Origin of the sequence: Curtobacterium sp. MCLR17_040 (assembly GCF_003234735.1) — a bacterium.
GTDB lineage: Bacteria > Actinomycetota > Actinomycetes > Actinomycetales > Microbacteriaceae > Curtobacterium > Curtobacterium flaccumfaciens.
Window position 1 is genome coordinate 1 of sequence record NZ_QKTE01000023.1, and the last position, 15,721, is coordinate 15,721.

17 protein-coding genes are annotated in these 15,721 nt (G+C 73.0%); 5 read left to right on the forward strand and 12 right to left on the reverse strand.

All coding sequences use genetic code 11. The annotated features are described in order from the left end of the window. Positions 1–18: 18 nt before the first annotated feature. Genes DEJ01_RS15620 through DEJ01_RS15645 form a run of 6 tightly spaced genes read right to left on the reverse strand, consistent with a single transcriptional unit; the run spans position 19 to position 6,027 of the window. Positions 19–804 (reverse strand): ABC transporter ATP-binding protein, encoded by a 786-nt coding sequence (locus DEJ01_RS15620; RefSeq protein WP_111093522.1) that lies wholly within the window; start codon positions 802–804, stop codon positions 19–21. After that, the gene (locus DEJ01_RS15625; RefSeq protein ID WP_111093523.1) at positions 801–1,613 is read right to left on the reverse strand and encodes an ABC transporter ATP-binding protein; all 813 of its coding nucleotides are present in this window, start codon (positions 1,611–1,613) and stop codon (positions 801–803) included. The genes DEJ01_RS15620 and DEJ01_RS15625 overlap by 4 nt, the downstream gene beginning before the upstream one ends. Beyond that, the gene (locus DEJ01_RS15630; RefSeq protein ID WP_111029215.1) at positions 1,610–2,479 is read right to left on the reverse strand and encodes an ABC transporter permease; all 870 of its coding nucleotides are present in this window, start codon (positions 2,477–2,479) and stop codon (positions 1,610–1,612) included. Before DEJ01_RS15630 ends, DEJ01_RS15625 begins: the two co-directional genes overlap by 4 nt. Next, a complete protein-coding gene (locus tag DEJ01_RS15635) occupies positions 2,476–3,429 on the reverse strand; it encodes an ABC transporter permease (protein ID WP_071404591.1) in 954 nt (317 codons plus the stop codon). The genes DEJ01_RS15630 and DEJ01_RS15635 overlap by 4 nt, the downstream gene beginning before the upstream one ends. Before the next feature lie 46 nt (positions 3,430–3,475). Further along, on the reverse strand, positions 3,476–5,020 hold the full coding sequence (locus tag DEJ01_RS15640) for an ABC transporter substrate-binding protein (protein ID WP_111093524.1): 1,545 nt from the start codon (positions 5,018–5,020) through the stop codon (positions 3,476–3,478). Then, the gene (locus DEJ01_RS15645) at positions 5,017–6,027 is read right to left on the reverse strand and encodes an alpha/beta fold hydrolase (RefSeq protein WP_163343553.1); all 1,011 of its coding nucleotides are present in this window, start codon (positions 6,025–6,027) and stop codon (positions 5,017–5,019) included. The genes DEJ01_RS15640 and DEJ01_RS15645 overlap by 4 nt, the downstream gene beginning before the upstream one ends. Positions 6,028–6,093: 66 nt before the next feature. On the opposite strand from DEJ01_RS15645, the gene DEJ01_RS15650 reads away from it, so the two are divergent. Next, positions 6,094–6,993 (forward strand): siderophore-interacting protein, encoded by a 900-nt coding sequence (locus tag DEJ01_RS15650; RefSeq protein WP_258375734.1) that lies wholly within the window; start codon positions 6,094–6,096, stop codon positions 6,991–6,993. Further along, positions 6,993–7,811, forward strand: a complete 819-nt coding sequence (locus tag DEJ01_RS15655; RefSeq protein ID WP_111093525.1) for an ABC transporter ATP-binding protein — start codon at positions 6,993–6,995, stop codon at positions 7,809–7,811. Before DEJ01_RS15650 ends, DEJ01_RS15655 begins: the two co-directional genes overlap by 1 nt. Positions 7,812–8,218: 407 nt before the next feature. On the opposite strand, the gene DEJ01_RS15660 is transcribed toward DEJ01_RS15655, so the two are convergent. The 5 genes from DEJ01_RS15660 to DEJ01_RS15680 all read right to left on the reverse strand — a co-directional run bounded on the left by DEJ01_RS15660 (position 8,219) and on the right by DEJ01_RS15680 (position 13,547). After that, positions 8,219–8,575, reverse strand: coding sequence for a Fe-S oxidoreductase (locus tag DEJ01_RS15660; protein WP_175330772.1), 357 nt, complete (start codon positions 8,573–8,575; stop codon positions 8,219–8,221). A 2-nt stretch (positions 8,576–8,577) separates the two neighbouring features. Next, positions 8,578–9,981: an NAD(P)/FAD-dependent oxidoreductase gene (locus DEJ01_RS15665; protein WP_111093526.1), complete on the reverse strand. Its 1,404-nt coding sequence runs from the start codon at positions 9,979–9,981 to the stop codon at positions 8,578–8,580. Positions 9,982–10,036: 55 nt separating this feature from the next. Then, positions 10,037–10,858: an arginase family protein gene (locus DEJ01_RS15670; RefSeq protein WP_111093527.1), complete on the reverse strand. Its 822-nt coding sequence runs from the start codon at positions 10,856–10,858 to the stop codon at positions 10,037–10,039. Between the two features lie 44 nt (positions 10,859–10,902). Beyond that, positions 10,903–11,628, reverse strand: coding sequence for a PspA/IM30 family protein (locus DEJ01_RS15675; RefSeq protein WP_017885772.1), 726 nt, complete (start codon positions 11,626–11,628; stop codon positions 10,903–10,905). An 80-nt stretch (positions 11,629–11,708) separates the two neighbouring features. Next, the gene (locus DEJ01_RS15680) at positions 11,709–13,547 is read right to left on the reverse strand and encodes a TPM domain-containing protein (RefSeq protein WP_181438476.1); all 1,839 of its coding nucleotides are present in this window, start codon (positions 13,545–13,547) and stop codon (positions 11,709–11,711) included. A gap of 284 nt (positions 13,548–13,831) precedes the next feature. Between DEJ01_RS15680 and DEJ01_RS15685 the strand changes: the two genes are divergently transcribed. Continuing rightward, a complete protein-coding gene (locus DEJ01_RS15685; RefSeq protein WP_017885770.1) occupies positions 13,832–14,035 on the forward strand; it encodes a hypothetical protein in 204 nt (67 codons plus the stop codon). Positions 14,036–14,107: 72 nt separating this feature from the next. Then, entirely contained in the window at positions 14,108–14,662 is a 555-nt protein-coding gene (locus tag DEJ01_RS15690) for a 4'-phosphopantetheinyl transferase superfamily protein (RefSeq protein WP_181438477.1), read from the forward strand. Here the strand turns inward: DEJ01_RS15690 and map are convergent. Then, positions 14,646–15,413 carry a type I methionyl aminopeptidase gene (gene map, locus DEJ01_RS15695; RefSeq protein ID WP_111093541.1) on the reverse strand — a complete coding sequence of 256 codons (768 nt, stop codon included), beginning with the start codon at positions 15,411–15,413 and terminating at the stop codon, positions 14,646–14,648. The two genes, DEJ01_RS15690 and map, sit on opposite strands and share 17 nt — an antisense overlap. Before the next feature lie 32 nt (positions 15,414–15,445). Here map and DEJ01_RS15700 point away from each other — a divergent pair, with 32 nt between their 5' ends. After that, positions 15,446–15,715, forward strand: coding sequence for a helix-turn-helix domain-containing protein (locus DEJ01_RS15700; RefSeq protein WP_027465796.1), 270 nt, complete (start codon positions 15,446–15,448; stop codon positions 15,713–15,715). The last annotated feature ends 6 nt before the right edge of the window (positions 15,716–15,721 follow it).

Genomic DNA, 15,721 nt, shown 5'->3' on the forward strand with positions numbered 1-15,721 from the left:
CCGCCCGGCCCCCCCCGCCTACGGCAGCGTCGGCGCCGCCGCCACCAACGCCCGCGTCACCGGGTGCTGCGGCGCATCGAGGAGCGACACCGGCCCGTGCTCGACGATGCGTCCGTCGGACATCACCGCGACCGTGTCGCACAGCCGCTGCACGACGCCGATGTCGTGCGACACCAGCACGAGCGTCAGCCCGAGGTCGTCGGCGAGCGACCGGAACAGCTCGATCACCCGGGCACGGACGACCACGTCGAGGGCACTCATCGGCTCGTCGCCGAACAGGATCCGCGGCGAGTGCACCACGGCCCGGGCGATCGCGATCCGCTGCCGCTGCCCGCCGGAGAACTCGTGCGGGTACCGGTCGACCGTGTCGGCGGGCAGGTCGACGCGCTTCAGCACGGCACGGGCCAGGTCGTCGTGCGACCCCGGGACCTGCAGGGCCCGCAGCGGCTCGGCGACGATCGCGCCGACGCGCATCCGCGGGTCGAGGGACGCGTACGGGTCCTGGAACACCACCCCGGTCTCGCGACGGAACCAGCGCAACGCACGCGCGGACCGGGACGCGACCACCGGACGGCCGGAGGCGGCGACGGCGCCGGCGGAAGGGGCCTCCAGGCCGGCGAGCAGCCGGACCAGCGTGGACTTGCCGGATCCCGATTCGCCGACGATGCCGAGCCGTGCGCCGGGGGCGACCGTCAGGTCGACACCGTCGACGGCGGTGCGGACCGGCCCGGGCTCGAACGGGCCGCGGCGGGGGAGTCGGTAGGTGCGGTGGAGACCGGTGGCCTCGAGGACGGGGAGGGTCACGGGGCGGTCCTCCTGGCGGTGGCGCGAGCGGCGTCGACGAGCGCAGCGGTGGCGGGGTGCTGCGGTGCGGCGAGCAGGTCCGCGACGCGGCCCTGCTCGACCACTCGGCCGGCGTCCAGCACCACTGCGGTGTCGGCGATGCGCGCGAGCACGGCGAGGTCGTGGGTGACGAACACCATGCCCGCCGGCAGGTGCTCGAACAGGTCGAGGATGCGGGCCTCGGTGGTGACGTCGAGCGCCGTGGTCGGCTCGTCGGCCACCAGGTACGACGGCTCGCCCGCCATCGCCATCGCGATGCAGATCCGCTGCCGCTGCCCGCCGGAGAGCTGGTGCGGGTACTGCCGCAGCAGCGACTCCGGGTCGGGCAGGCCCACGGACGCCGCCAGGTCGACGGCTGCCGCGCGGGCCGCACGCCGGTCGAGCCCGCGGTGCAGCCGGAGCGGCTCCGCGATCTGCGCGCCCACGCGGCGCAGCGGGTCGAGCGCGGTGCCCGGCTCCTGGAACACCATCGCGATGCCCGACCCACGGTGGCGCGCGCGCTCGCGGTCGGGCAGGCCGACGAGTTCGGTGCCGTCCAGGCGGACGCTGCCGGTCACGACGGCACCGGTGGGCTCCAGGCCCATCAGGGCGAGCGAGGTCATCGACTTGCCGGATCCGCTCGCGCCGATCACGCCGACGCGATGGCCGGGAGGCACGGTGAAGGTGACGTCGTCGAGGATCGTCCGCCCCGTGATGCGGACCGACAACCCGCGCACCTCGAGCCCGGAGGCTGCGGTGGCGTGGGCGGGGCCGGCTGCGTGGTCGGTCATGCGGTCACCCCCGGCGTGGTCGTCGCCGGGTCGGCGCTCCGGTCGCTCGTCGTCAGCCGCGGGTCCGAGGCGTCACGCACGGCGTCGCCGAGCAACGACAGTGCCGCGACGACGAGGGCGATGGCGGCTCCCGGCCAGGTCGCACTCCAGGGGTGGACCCCGATGTAGGTCTGCAGGTCGGACAGCAGGCTGCCCCAGGACGCGGTGTCCGATCCGGCGCCGTAGCCCAGGTAGGACAGCCCGGCCTCGGCGAGCACGGCCGTGGCCATCGCGAGCGACAGCTGCACGGTGAACAGCGGCGCCGCGTTCGGCACCAGGTGACGGAAGAGCACCCCGGCACCGCCGACGCCGGACGCCCGGGCCGCGGTCACGTAGTCGCTCCGGGCGATCCGCCGGATCTCGCCGCGGGCCACGCGGGCGATCGTCACGCCGAAGGAGAGCCCGACGCTGACGATCACCACGCCGAGCGATCCGCCGAACACCGCGGTCAGGAGCATCGCGGTGAGCAGGGTCGGGAACGCCACCAGGATGTCGAGCAGGACCGCGGTGCCCTCGCGCACCCAGCGGGCGGTGAGCGAACCGATCGCGGTGAGGACGATGCCGACGACGCTCGCGATCACCCCGGAGCCGACGGCGACGAGCACGGTGGTGCGGGTGCCGGCGAGCAGGTAGCTCGCGATGTCGCGGCCGGCGGCGTCGGTGCCGAACCAGTGCGCGGCGCTCGGGCCCTCCCACTGGTGGAACGGATCGGCGCGGAACGGGTTCTGCGGCGTCCAGACGAGCGACACGGCGGCGAGCACGAGCAGCAGGCCGAGCACGACGACGGCGAAGACCCCGGTCGGTCGGGACACCAGACGGCGGATCATCCCTGCACCTCGCGCTGTCGGGGGTCGAGGGTGCGGTGCACGACGTCGACGGCGAACCCGACGAGCAGCACGAGTCCGGTGAGCACGAGCAGTTCCGACTGCACCTTCGTGATGTCGCGGCGGCCGACGTCGGTCACGAGCATCCGACCGACCCCGGGCAGGGAGAACAGCTGCTCGACGACGACGGCACCGACGAGCAGCCCGGCGATCTGGACGCCGAGCACGGCGAGCACCGTGAGGGCGACGCTCGGCAGACCGTGGCGGAGCAGCGCCTGCGTGCGGGTGAGCCCGACGGCGGCGGCGGTGCGCAGGTGGTCGGCATCGAGGACGGAGAGCGTGGCGGACCGGGTGAACCGGAGGATCACGGCGCCCTCGACGGCACCGATCGTCAGCGCGGGCAGCACGAGCGACGCGAACGCTCGCCCGGGTTCCGACCAGCCGTCGAGCGGGAAGCCCTGCGTCGGCAGCCAGTGCAGCGTCACCGCGAACAGGGCGACCAGGAGCATGCCGGCCCACACGACGGGCACGGCGGCGACCGCCTGCGCCGCGAACCCGATCACCGCACCGCCCGGGCGGCGACGGAGCACCGCGGCGACAACGCCGAGCGGGACGCCGATCACCAGCGCGGTCGCCAGGGACATCGCGGCGAGCGGCAGGGTGATCGCGAGCTTCTGCGCGATCTCCGGTGCGACGGCACCGTTCGTCACCAGCGAGCGGCCGAGGTCACCGCGGAACACCCCACCGATCCAGTCGAGGTACTGCACCACGACGGGCCGGTCGAGTCCGAGCTGCTGCCGGAGCTGCTCCACCTGCGCGGGGGTCGACTGCGTGCCGGCGACGACCTGGGCGACGTCACCGGGCAGCACGCGGAGCGTGGCGAAGATGATGACGCTCGCCACGAGCAGGCCGACGACGAGCAGGAGCACCCGCCCGATGAGGAACCGGGTCACGACACCGATGCTACGGGGACGGACACCCCGCCGCGGTCGCTCCGGGTCACTTGACCGCGAGCTTCGCCAGGTCGAGGCGCGAGTTGCCGCCGTCGACCGGGAAGCCCGTCACGCCGGAGCGCACCGCGGTGATCTCGGTCGCCGTGTAGAGCCACTCGCCGGCCGCGTCCTCGCTGACGATGCGTGCCGCCTTCCGGAGCGCCTCGGTCTTCGTGGCCTCGTCGGTCGCCGCGATCGACTGGGCGTAGAGGGCCTGCACCTTCGGGTTGTCGTAGCCGAAGTAGTAGTCCGGGTTCGCCCAGTTGCCGAAGTCACGGGCCTCGACGTGGTCGACCATCGACAGGTCGAAGTCCCGCTCGCCGGACTTCGGTGCCTGGAACACCGAGGACAGCCAGGTGGCGAAGTCGACGCGCTTGACCGTCAGGGTGATCCCGACGTCGGCGAGCTGCGACTTCAGCACGTCGCCGATCGTGGTCGGGTAGATGTTCGCGTAGGTGAGCGTCAGCTTCAGGTCCTGCTGGCCGGCGGCGGCAAGGAGCTTCTTCGCGTTCGCGGGGTCGTACGCGTCGATGTCGGTCAGGTCCTCGTAGCCGGGGTCGAGCTCCGGGATCGGGCCGCCCTGCTCCACGCCCGTGCCGCCGATCGCTTTGATGAGCGCCTTCGCGTCGATCGCCTGCCGGATGGCACGGCGCACGCGCTCGTCGGTGAACGGTTCCTTGCGGTCGTTGAACGCCAGCGTGTACTTGTCGGTCGTCTTGCCGCTGTGCAGCGCGATGTCGGCGTTGCCCTGCAGCTGGCTCTGCAGCGTGCCGTCAACGGGGTTCAGGACGTCGAGGTCACCGTTCGCCATCGCGTTGACGGCGGTCGACGGGTCCGTGATGTACCGGAAGACGATCTTCGCGACCTTCGCCTTCGTGCCCCAGTAGTCCTCGTTGCGGTCGAAGGTGAGCGAGTCGCCCTGCTTCCAGCTCGCGACCTCGAACGGACCGGTGCCGTTCGCGCTGTCGGACAGGTCGTTGTCCGCGGCCTTCTCGAGCACCAGGCCCGAGCGGCCGGTCAGGTTCCAGAGCAGGTCGGAGTCCGGCTTCGCCAGTTGCAGCACGACGGAGTCGTCCGACGGCGAGGTGATCGACGTGACGCCCGCGAGCTTGGCCGAGTCGACGTACGAGTCGTTCGACTTGACCTGCTCGAGCGACCACACGACGTCGGCCGCGGTGACCGGCTTGCCGTCCTGGAACGTCGTGCCGTCCCGCAGCGTGAACGTGTAGGTCAGGCCGTCCTTCGACACCTCGTGCGATGAGGCCAGCACGTCACGGATCTCGCCGTCGGCGGTCCGGCCGACGAGCCCCTGGTACACGTTGTCGATGAGCACCTGGTCGAGCGCCGCCCCGGACTGGGTGCGGATGTCGAGACTCGTCGGCTCGAGCACCAGCCCGACGCGCACCGTGGCGTCCTTGCCGCCGGTGGTGTCGGACGAGCCGGAGCAGCCGGTCAGCGCCAGGGCGGAGACGACGGCGACGGCGGTGGCGGCGAGGGCAGCGCGCCCGATGCGCGAGGTGCGCGCGGTGCGACGGGGCAGGAGCGGACTCATGGGGTGGTGGGTTCCTTCCGGGCACGAGGGCTGGGATCGGGCCTCGCGCTCGCACGAGGGTACCGGCGGCTGGTGCCGTCCGGCGACGGTTCTTCGATCGGGTGCAACAATCCGTGCCGCTCCGCCCATGCCCGGATCGCCGAAGCCAGTTCGAGGGGTGCCTGGTTCTGCACCGCGTGCCGCGAGGTCACCGTCACGATCTCGGCGTCCGGCAGGCGTTCGGCGAACCCGGCGTGCAGCTTCGGGGAGACGTACCCGCGGTCACCCCGGACGAGCAGGATCGGCACGCGCAGGGCCTCGAGGTCCGGCCACGCATCGGCGAAGCGCCCCACCGACGACGTCCGCCCGGCGGGCAGGTGCGGGAAGTGGTGACGGCGCACGAGTCGCCCGTCCGCACCGAGGGCCGTCGTGTGCCGGGCCTCGCGCAGCAGCACCTGCCGGTCGTCGCCGACCCGCGCCTCGATCGCCCGGTCGACGACCTGCTCGAGCGACTCGAACGGCTCCTCGGCCTCGAGCGCGCGGGCGATCCGGTCGACCGCACGCTGCGCGAAGTCCGGCGACATGTCGACGAGCACGAGCCCGGTGACCCGCTCCGGCGCGGTGGCCGCGAGCCGAGCGGACAGGATGGCACCGAGCGAGTGCCCGACGACGATCCCCGGCGGCACCGCGAGCGCGTCGAGCGCGGCGAGCACGCTCGGCGCCGTCGCGGCCGCCGCGTAGTCGGCGTCCTCCCGCCACGACGACCGGCCGTGGCCGGGCAGGTCGAGGGCGACCGCCGGCTCGCCCACGGCGAGTGCCGTGGTGTCGAAGCTGTGGGCGTCGATGCCGAGCCCGTGCAGGTAGGTGATCCGGGCCTCCTGGCCGTCGTCGCCCCACCGGATCGCGGAGGTCTCCTGCCCGTCCGCGGTGCGGACCACCTGCCTGGAGGCACGGAGCGGCGTGGTCACGCCGCTCGCGCTGGCGAGGGCGGGCAGGTCGGCGAATTCGTCGTCGGGGGCTTCGGACACGGGGACGATCCTCGCACCGTTCCGGGGGCCTGGAGACGTGAGGTAAGGCATGCCATACTCGATTCCGTGGCAACCCGGTATCGCGTCTTCTCCGTCCGTGTGGCCGCCGTCACGTCGCTCACCCCGAACTTCGTCCGGGTCACGCTGACGGGCGACGCGCTCGCCGACTTCTCCTCGGTCGGTCTCGACCAGCGGATCAAGATCGTGCTGCCCCTGCCCGGCGTCGGCTTCTCCGAACTGCCGGAGGACGAGGATTGGTACGCCGCCTGGCGCGCGCTGCCGGACGACGCCCGCAACCCGCTCCGCACGTACACGGTCCGCTCGTTCCGGCCGGACGCCCGCGAGCTCGACATCGACTTCGTCGCGCACGGCGACACCGGTCCGGCGTCGCGCTGGGTGTCGGCCTGCCGCGTCGGTGACGAGCTGCGCATCGTCGGGCCGCGGGTCCCCGAGTCGCCGGAGGACCTGCCGACCGGGGCCGCCGAGTTCGCTCCCGGGCACGCGAACCGGATCCTGCTCGCCGGGGACGAGACCGCCGCACCCGCCATCTGCGCCATCCTCGAAGCCCTCGACGTCTCGACCGTCGGCCACGTCTTCATCGAGGTGCCCACCGACGCCGACCGGCTGCCGGTCACCGCGCCCGCCGGGGTCGAGGTCCGCTGGATCGCCCGCAACGGCGCCACCCACGGGGTCCGGATGACCGACCAGGTGCACGCCTGGGCCTCCACCGTCGCGCCGTCCGCCGCCGCGTGCGAGCCGGCCGCCGAGCTCACCGACGTCGACGTCGACGAGCAGGTGCTGTGGGACGTCCCCGCCCCGGTCGACGAGCGCCCCGTCTACGCGTGGATCGCGGGCGAGGCCGGCTGCGTCAAGGAACTCCGCCGCCACCTGGTGCGCGGCGTCGGCATCGACCGCAAGCAGGTCGCGTTCATGGGCTACTGGCGGCACGGCAAGGCCGAGCACTGATGCCGACCTCGGGCACCGCGCTCGGTCCGGTCCCGACCACCGCGCTGGGGGCCCGTGGGCTGACCCTGGCCTACGACGACCGGGTCGTGGTGGACACGCTCGACGTCGACATCCCCGACGGCGAACTCACGGTCATCGTCGGGCCGAACGCCTGCGGCAAGTCGACGCTGCTGAAGTCCTTCGCCCGCACCCTGAAGCCACGAGCCGGCACGGTCTTCCTCGACGGGGCGCCGATCGACTCGTACCGCCCGAAGGCCGTCGCCCGGCGCGTCGGGATGCTCCCGCAGACCCCGATCGCCCCCGACGGCATCACCGTGCGTGACCTGGTGTCCCGGGGCCGGTTCCCGCACCAGGACCTGCTGCACCCGTCGTCCGGGTCGGACCGGCAGGCGGTGCAGGCCGCACTCGAGCAGACGTCGACGGTGGAACTGGCCGACCGGAGCGTCGACGAGCTCTCCGGCGGGCAGCGGCAGCGGGTGTGGATCGCGATGGTGCTCGCGCAGCAGACCGACATCATGCTGCTCGACGAGCCGACGACGTTCCTCGACATCGCGCACCAGTACGACGTGCTCGAACTGGCCTCCACGCTGCACGCCGCCGGTCGCACGGTCGTCGCGGTGCTGCACGACCTGAACCAGGCCGCGCGCTACGCCACCCACGTCATCGCGATGCGCGACGGGGCGATCGTCTCGGCGGGGGAGCCGTCGTCGGTGCTCACCGCGGACCTCGTTGAGGACGTCTTCGGCCTGCCGTGCGTCGTCGTCCCCGACCCCGAGACCGGCACTCCGCTCGTGGTGCCGCGGCGGCGCGCGGCCTGACCCACGGGCCGGCTGGGGCCGGGCCGGGCCGAGGTCGCACGATCTGCCGCCTGCCCGGCGTCCGGACGACGGTTCGCGCGACCACGACGATGCGCACGCGGCGTGTCCCGCGACTTCGGTCACGTGCCGCCGCCGAGCGGTCACGACTCGTCGTCGGTGGGGCGCCGAGTGGTCACGAACCGTCGGCTGGCGGCGCCGCAGGCGACGGTCTGCGACCGCTCGCCGCGGGGTAGGCGGGGTGTTGCGACCGGCGGGCGCCGCGCCGAGGTCGTACGAACCGCCGCCGGACCGGCGTCGGGGCGACCGTTCGCGCGACCACGACGTCGCGCACGCGGCGTGTCGTGCGACCGCAGCACGCCCGCGCCGCCCGCGCCGCCCGCGCCGCACCCGCCCCGCACGCGCACCCGTCAGCGGTAGCCGCCGTCCTCCAGGCCGGCCTCGACCTCGAACCGGTTCCGCAGGGGATCCCGCCCGGCCACGGCGTAGAGCAGCGGCATGAGCATCCCGTACCGGCGCCACTGCTCGACGTGCACCCGCTCGTGCCGGAGCACCCGCGGGCCGTCGTTGTCGCGGGTCAGGTACACCGAACCGACGCAGGTGCCGCCGCGCCGGAAGACCCAGCGCGGCAGCCCCGTGCAGACCACGAGGCCGTCCTCCACCCGGATCCGCCCGGTCGACAGGGGGACGCCCACGGCGAGCCCGACGGCGGTCGCGAAGACCCACCCCGCGCGGGACACGGGGGAGTCGAGCAGCGGGTTGCGCACGCTCAGGCCGGGCGGCCGTACGTCTCGAGCAGGCGGAGCCAGATCTCGTTCATCGTCGGGTAGGCCGGCACCGCGTGCCACAGGCGGTCGATCGGGACCTCGCCCACGACGGCGACGGTGGCACCGTGCAGCATCTCGGCGACGTCCTGGCCGACGAACGTGACGCCCACGACGACCCTGCGGTCCTCGTCGACGACCATCTTCGCGCGGCCCGTGTAACCGTCGGCCTGCAGCGAGGACCCGGCGATCGCACCGAGGTCGTACTCGACCGCGCGGACGTTCAGCCCCTGCTCACGGGCCTTCGCCTCGGTCAGTCCGACGCTCGCGACCTCGGGGTCGGTGAAGGTGACCTGCGGCGAGGCGGCGTGGTCGGCGGTGGCGACGTGGGCACCCCACGGCTCGGTGTGCAGCGGCGTGCCCTGGTACCGGGCCGCGATCGCCTCGCCGGCGGCACGCGCCTGGTACTTGCCCTGGTGCGTGAGCAGGACGCGGTGGTTGACGTCACCCACGGCGTACAGCCAGTCGGTGCCGTGCACGAGCATGGTGTCGTCGACGTCGAGCCAGTCGCCCGCGGTCAGGCCGACGGTCTCGAGCCCGAGGTCACGCGTGTGTGCGGCGCGGCCGGTGGCGGCGAGCACCTCGCTCGTGATGACCGTGGTGCCGTCGTCGAGCTCCGCGGTGACGAGACCGTGCTCGTCGCGGTCGACCCGGACCGGGTTGACGCCGGTGCGGACGTCGACACCGAGTTCGCGCAGGGAGTCGGCGACGAGTTCCCCGGCGAAGGGCTCCATGCCGCCGAGCAGACCGTGCCGGGCGACGAGGGTGACCTTCGCGCCGAGGGAGGCCCACGCGGTCGCGAGCTCCGAGCCGGAGACGCCGCCGCCGATGACGAGCAGGCTCTCGGGGACCTGCTGGGCGCTGGTGCCCTCGCGAGTGCCCCACGGCTTCGCCTCGGCGAGACCGGGCACCGGGGGCAGCGTGTGCAGGGAGCCGGTGACGACCGCGACGGCGGCGCGCGCGGTGTGCGTCTCGCCGTCCACGTCGATGGTCTTCGGGCCGGTGATGCGGGCGTGCCCGCGGATCAGGTCGATGCCGGCGGACTCGAGCCACGAGACCTGGCTGTCGTCCTTCCAGTCGGAGGTGAACGAGTTGCGGCGGGCGAGCACGTGGGCGGCGTCGAGCGTGCCGGTCACGGCCTGCTTCGCACCGTCGAGCCGCTTGGCGGCGGCGAGGGCGTGTCCGCTGCGCAGGAGGGCCTTCGAGGGCATGCACGCCCAGTAGGAGCACTCGCCGCCGACGAGCTCGGCCTCCACGATCGCGACCGACAGGTCGCGCTTCCTGGCGTAGTCCGCCACGTTCTCGCCGACAGCGCCGGCTCCGATCACGATGAGGTCGTAGTCCGTCATACTGCCGAGCGTACGCGGACCGGCAGGGGGTCCGCCGGTCGCGTCGTGCCCGTGGTCAGCCCACCCGGGAGGCGCTGGTCACCGCTCCGACGACTCGCAGGATCACGCCGAGGTCGTCCACCGCCCGGTCCGGGTCGACGGGGGCGAATCCGGTGAGCGCGGCGCCGACGAGGCGCCGGCCGCGGGTCGCGGCCTGGATGCGCTCGACGAGCGCTGCGCCGTCGAGGCCGAACGGGACGGGTTCGAGGAGTCCGTCGACCTCGGACGGGTCGAGGACGTCGAGGTCGACGTGCACGAAGACCGATGCGGCACCGGTCCGCTCGACCGCTGCGGTGAGGGCGTCCGGGGTGGCGGCGTCGACGTCGAGGTGCACGATCCCGGCCTTGTCGAGGGCGGCCCGTTCGGCGTCCTCGACCCCGCGGACCCCGGCGACGACGACCGACGAAGCGGGGACGACCGGCAGGCCGGGGAACAGGTCGTCAGGGCGGTCGACCAGCAGGCGCAGGGCGGCGGTCTCGGCGGCGACGGGCTGTGCCCGGTTGAGCGCGCGGTACCCGCTGGACCCGGAGATGCGGACGAACGCGGTGTCCGGTGCGAGGGCGGCGGTCGCGCCGAGGACACTGGCGCCGTCACCGCCGACGACGAGCACCGGTTCGGTGGCGACGGCTGTTTCCTCGGCGACGCGTTCGGCGACGGCGAGCACCGAGGTGTAGCGGGCGACGGCGGTCTCGAGGCGGTCACCCGCTCCGGCCGGGACGTCGATCACGGTGGTGGACGCCCGGGGGAGGTCGGCCGCGATCGCCGACGCACCGTCCCCGAGGCGCATCGCGCGCGACGACGCCGAACCCTGCCACTGACCGACCACGAGGAAGTGCATCGTCTCAGTCTGTCAGCTGGGGTCCGGCGTCGTCAGGGCGTTCGTCAGATGCTCGAGGATCCGCCGGACTTCAGCGCGGCGAGCCGTGCCTCGACCTCGGCGTCCTTGCCGACGTCCTCGAGGCTCTCGAACTGTGCGTCGAGGCTCGACGACTGCAGCTCCTGCTGGCCGAGCACCTTCGCCTCTTCGCGGCGGACCTTCTCCTCGAAGCGGCCGAGGTCGCTCGTCGGGTCGAGCACGTCGATGTTGCCGAGGGCGTCGTTGACGCGGGACTGCGCCTCGGCGGTCTTCGAGCGGGCGACGAGGTTGTCCCGCTTCGCGCGGAGCTGCTCGAGCTTCTGCTCCATGCCGGCGAGACCGGTCTTGAGCTTCTCGACGGCCTCGTTCTGCGACGCCAGGTTCGGCTCCGCGTCCTTGACCTCCTGCTCGGCGGCGATCTGCTTGCCGATGGCGATCTTGGCGAGGTTGTCGAACTTGTCCGCCTCGGCCGACTTGCCCTCGGAGCGGTACTTGTCGGCTGCGGTGGAGGCGTTGGCAGCCTTCTGGCCCCACTCGACCGCGGCCTTCTTGTCCTCTTCGTGGTCCTGCTCGAGCAGGCGCACGTTGCCGATGGTCTGCGCGATCGCGGTCTTCGCGTCGGCGATGTTGTTCGTGTAGTCGCGGACGAGCTGGTCCAGCATCTTCTGCGGGTCCTCGGCGTCGTCGATGATCTGGTTGATGTTCGCGCGCACGAGGGTGGAGATGCGTCCGAAGATGGTCTGCTTGGCCATTGCTGTTCCCTTTCGTGGAAGTCCTGTGGACGGTGTTGTCGGGTCGTGTCTGGTTCTGGGTGACGGGGGAGTGCGTCGGGTCAGAAGCGGCCGCCGCCGGAGAAGCCGCCGCCGTAGCTGCCGCCGCGTCCGCCGAGCAGGCCGCCGAGGACGAGTCCGGTGACGAGGCCGCCGAGCTGGGCGCCGCCGCCGCCACCGCCCTGGCCGCCGCCCCAGCCGCCGAGGTCGTCGTTGGCGGCGTCCATCGCGGCGGCCGCGTACTGCTCGGCCGCGCGGGCGGCGTTGAGTGCCTGGCCGGGGTTGTTCGGGGCGAGTTCGACGGCGTCGTCGTAGGCGCGCTGGGCCTCGGACAGCCGGGTCCGGGCGGTCGGGCCGATGCCGCCGCGGTGCAGGGAGACGTAATCGCGGGCCTGGCTGATCCGGTTCCGGGCGTCGCGCAGGGCGGCGTCGAGCGCCTGGGTGGCCCGCTGGCGCCGTTCTTCGGCACCCCGTGCCGTGGCGATGGCCTGGTCGATCTCGGTGTTCGCCCGTGTCAGCGCGTCGACGGCCGCCACAGGGTCCTTCGGGTCGAGCCCCTGGCGGAGCACGGCCTCGGCGCGGGTGACCGCTGCGGCGAGGTCCGGCCCGCCCGAGCGCAGGCTGCGGGCGGCGGCGACGTCGCCCTGGATGTCGATGCGCATCGCCTCGGCGCGGGCGGTGGCCTCGTCGAAGGACTGCTCGGCGGCGAGTGCTCCGTCGGTGAGCTGCTGCACCTGGGCGAGCGCGTGCTGGGCGTCGCGCACGGCCACGACCGCCTCGCCCTTGTCGCCGGCGGCGATGGAGGCGGTGGCGGCGTTCGAGCGTTCGGTGGCGAAGGCGAGCACCTGGTGGGCCTGGTCGACGTTGTTCGCCACGGTGGCGAGGGTGCGGCCGGTGTAGCGCGCGCGGACGCGGTCGAGCGCAGCGGCGGCGGCCCCGACCGATGCCGGCGCGGCGGCCACGGCCTGGGCGAGCGATGCCGCGGCGTCCTCGATGCCGTCCTCGAGCGAGCGGAGCTGGTCGAACGCCTCGGTCTGCTCCTCGATCGCGGCGTGCGCACGTTCGCAGATCACGATGATCTGGTTCGCCCACTCGGCGCGCTGCTGCGGGGTGTCGGGGATCTCGTCGTCGAGCTGCTGCCGGATCGTGAAGGCCTTGCGGACCTCGCGCTGGGCGGCCTGCACGGCGTCGGCGAAGGGCTTGGCGGCGTCGGGGCCGAACTGCGCGCTCGCGAACCCGACCTCTTGCTCGGCGGTGCGGAGTTCGTCGTCGATGGTGACCAGGGCGCCGCCGGCGGTGCGTTCGAGGTCGGCGAGCGAGGCTTCCTGCGCCTCGGTGGCTGCGGCGGTGCGGCGCTTGTTGCGGGTCCGGATGACCAGGACGACGACGATGAGTCCGACGACCACGACGAGCAGCAGGATCCAGAGCCAAGTGAGGTCGACCGGGGCCTGCGACTGGGTCAGCCCGTCGGCGAAGGCCACGGCGGCGCCGGACCAGTCATCCTGCTTGAGCCGGGGCAGCAGCGAATCGTCGACGGCGTTCTGCACGTCGGACTCCGAGATGGCGGTCTCGTTCGTCTGGTGGACGTCGTAGTTGCGCTCCGTGACCGCGACCGAGAGCAGGATGCCGTCGCTGTCGATCTGGTTCTGATCGAGTACGGCGCGGCCCCACTCGGTGTGGTCGGTGGGGTCGGTGAAGGACGGCACGAACACGACGTACAGCTGCGTCTGCGTCTCGGCGTACAGGTCCTGCACGGCCTGCTCGACCTTCGACTGCTGGGATGCGGTCAGCGCGTCGGCCTCGTCGAGGACGTACGCGCCGCCCAGATCGACGGGCGCCGTGGCGTGGGCGGTCGCTGCCGGAGCCAGGACGATCAGCATCGCGACGAGGGCGGCCGTCACACGGCTCCACAGCCGCGTTGTCCCCCTGTGCCCGCTCGATCCGTCCGTGCCCGATCCGTGCTGGACCGCTCGCATCCGTCCTCCGTCCGTCGCCGGCCGGTACCCCGTGGCACCGCACCGGACCGCGCCACGAGTGCGCTGTCGCCCGGAGTCTATCCAGGCCACGCAGGGGCACCGCCAGACTCTGGGGGAACGCTCCGGACCGTGCTTCCTGTGGACGTCTTGTCCCCCGTACCGGGGTATGCTGGCGCCACTGTTCGAGGATGAACGGAAGGGGAAGAACGATGGAACGCACCACGAGCACCGAGGTCGTCCCGCTCGAGGACGGCTACCACCGGGTGTCGACTCCGGCGACGGGTGTGATCGGTTTCGTGCGCGAGCACGATGGCCGTTACGAGGTCCTGCGCGGACGAGTTCGCCAGGCGACCCGCTCCGAGGGGCAGTACAGCACCATGAACGTCGCGCTCATCGCGCTGACGCACGCCTGATCCGCTCTGGGCGCGACCACACGACCGACGGGCGCTGCCCCGGTCGGTGGGTCGCGCCTCCAGACCGTCACGGTGACGCTCCGGACGCCGGCTGCTGACCGCGCGGACGATCGGGAGGCCCTGGTCGCCGCCGTCGCGTCGGCGACCGGCGCCGAGCCGGTCGCGGTGCGCGCGGGGCGCGTCTGCCCGCACTGCGCGGGGACCGACCACGGTCGTCCGTGGGCGACCGTCGCGGGAGTCACGGTCGGCGTGAGCCTGTCGCGCGCACCGGGCGTCGTCGCCCTCGCGGTCGGGCCGTCGGCACTCGGTGTCGACGTCGAACGGGTGTCGCGGGTCGCTGCCGCGCCGCTCGATGCGTTCACCTCGGACGAACTCCGTCGAGCCGACGGGGATCCGGCGCTCCTCGCCACGGCGTGGGCGGCGAAGGAGGCCGTGCTGAAACGCGACGGACGCGGGCTGCGCGTCGACCCGCTCGCGGTGGAGGTCGACGTGGCCGCCGGTACCGCCCGGTTGGAGGGTGCCGAACAACCGCTCACCGTGCTGTACCCCGCGCCAGATGTGGTGCTCGTGGTGGCGGCGGGTGGCCTGCACGTCGAGGTCGTAGGGGCGGTCAGCGGGGGAGCGTGAGCACCTCGGCGCCGTCCTGGGTGATCGCGATGGTGTGCTCGGTGTGGGCGGTCCGCGCTCCCGTGGCACTCCGGAGGGTCCACCCGTCGGGGTCGGTGACCAGGACGTCGGTGTCCGCCATCACCCACGGTTCGAGCGCGAGCAGGAGCCCGGGCCGGAGCGTGTAGCCGCGACCGGGGCGCCCGGTGTTCGACACGTGCGGGTCCTGGTGCATGGTCGAGCCGATGCCGTGCCCGCCGAACTCGACGTTCACCGGGTAGCCCGCGGCTTCGAGCACGGTGCCGATCGCGTGGGACAGGTCACCGATGCGGGCGCCCGGTCCGGCGGCGGCGATGCCCGCGGCCAGCGCGCGTTCGGTGGCGTCGATGAGTGCGAGGTCCTCGGGGCGTGCGGTACCGACGACGAAGCTGATCGCGGCGTCGGCGGCGATGCCGTCCAGGGACACCGCGAGGTCGAGGGTCAGCAGGTCGCCGTCCTGCAGCACCTGGTCGTGCGGCAGCCCGTGCAGGACGGCGTCGTTCACGGCCGTGCAGATGTGGTGGCCGAACGGGCCGCGGCCGAACGAGGGTGCGTAGTCGACGTAGCAGGAGTCGGCACCGGCGGCCTCGATCATCTGCTTCGCCCACCGGTCGATCTCGAGCAGGTTCGTGCCCACGCGGGTGCGTTCGCGCAGGGTCTGCAGGATCGTGCCGACGAGGGCTCCGGTAGCGCGGCCCTTGTCGACCTCGGCGGGGGTCAGGATCTCGATCACGCCAATGATCATACCGGTATTACTATGTGGTCATGGTCCGTCTCCCACTCCGTCCCGACGAGGTCGCACGCGGTCGTCGCCTCGGTGCGCTGCTGCGTCGTGCCCGTGGTCCGCGGTCGATCGTGGACACCGCCCTGGCCGCGGGGATCTCGCCGGAGACGCTCCGGAAGATCGAGACCGGTCGGATCGCGACGCCGGCGTTCTCGACGATCGCGTCGGTCGCGGGCGTGGTCGGGCTGTCGCTCGACGCGGTGTGGTCCGAGGTCAGCTGCGACCCGGCGGACGGCGAGCTGGCTGGCTAGCCGACG

What these genes read in the sequence shown, in the direction of transcription:
- DEJ01_RS15625 (WP_111093523.1), bottom strand. Translation starts at nt 1,613, where the DNA reads ATGACCGACCACGCAGCCGGCCCCGCCCACGCCACCGCAGCCTCCGGG.
- DEJ01_RS15630 (WP_111029215.1), bottom strand. Translation starts at nt 2,479, where the DNA reads ATGATCCGCCGTCTGGTGTCCCGACCGACCGGGGTCTTCGCCGTCGTC.
- DEJ01_RS15640 (WP_111093524.1), bottom strand. Translation starts at nt 5,020, where the DNA reads ATGAGTCCGCTCCTGCCCCGTCGCACCGCGCGCACCTCGCGCATCGGG.
- DEJ01_RS15655 (WP_111093525.1), top strand. Translation starts at nt 6,993, where the DNA reads ATGCCGACCTCGGGCACCGCGCTCGGTCCGGTCCCGACCACCGCGCTG.
- DEJ01_RS15665 (WP_111093526.1), bottom strand. Translation starts at nt 9,981, where the DNA reads ATGACGGACTACGACCTCATCGTGATCGGAGCCGGCGCTGTCGGCGAG.
- DEJ01_RS15670 (WP_111093527.1), bottom strand. Translation starts at nt 10,858, where the DNA reads ATGCACTTCCTCGTGGTCGGTCAGTGGCAGGGTTCGGCGTCGTCGCGC.
- DEJ01_RS15675 (WP_017885772.1), bottom strand. Translation starts at nt 11,628, where the DNA reads ATGGCCAAGCAGACCATCTTCGGACGCATCTCCACCCTCGTGCGCGCG.
- DEJ01_RS15685 (WP_017885770.1), top strand. Translation starts at nt 13,832, where the DNA reads ATGGAACGCACCACGAGCACCGAGGTCGTCCCGCTCGAGGACGGCTAC.
- DEJ01_RS15700 (WP_027465796.1), top strand. Translation starts at nt 15,446, where the DNA reads ATGGTCCGTCTCCCACTCCGTCCCGACGAGGTCGCACGCGGTCGTCGC.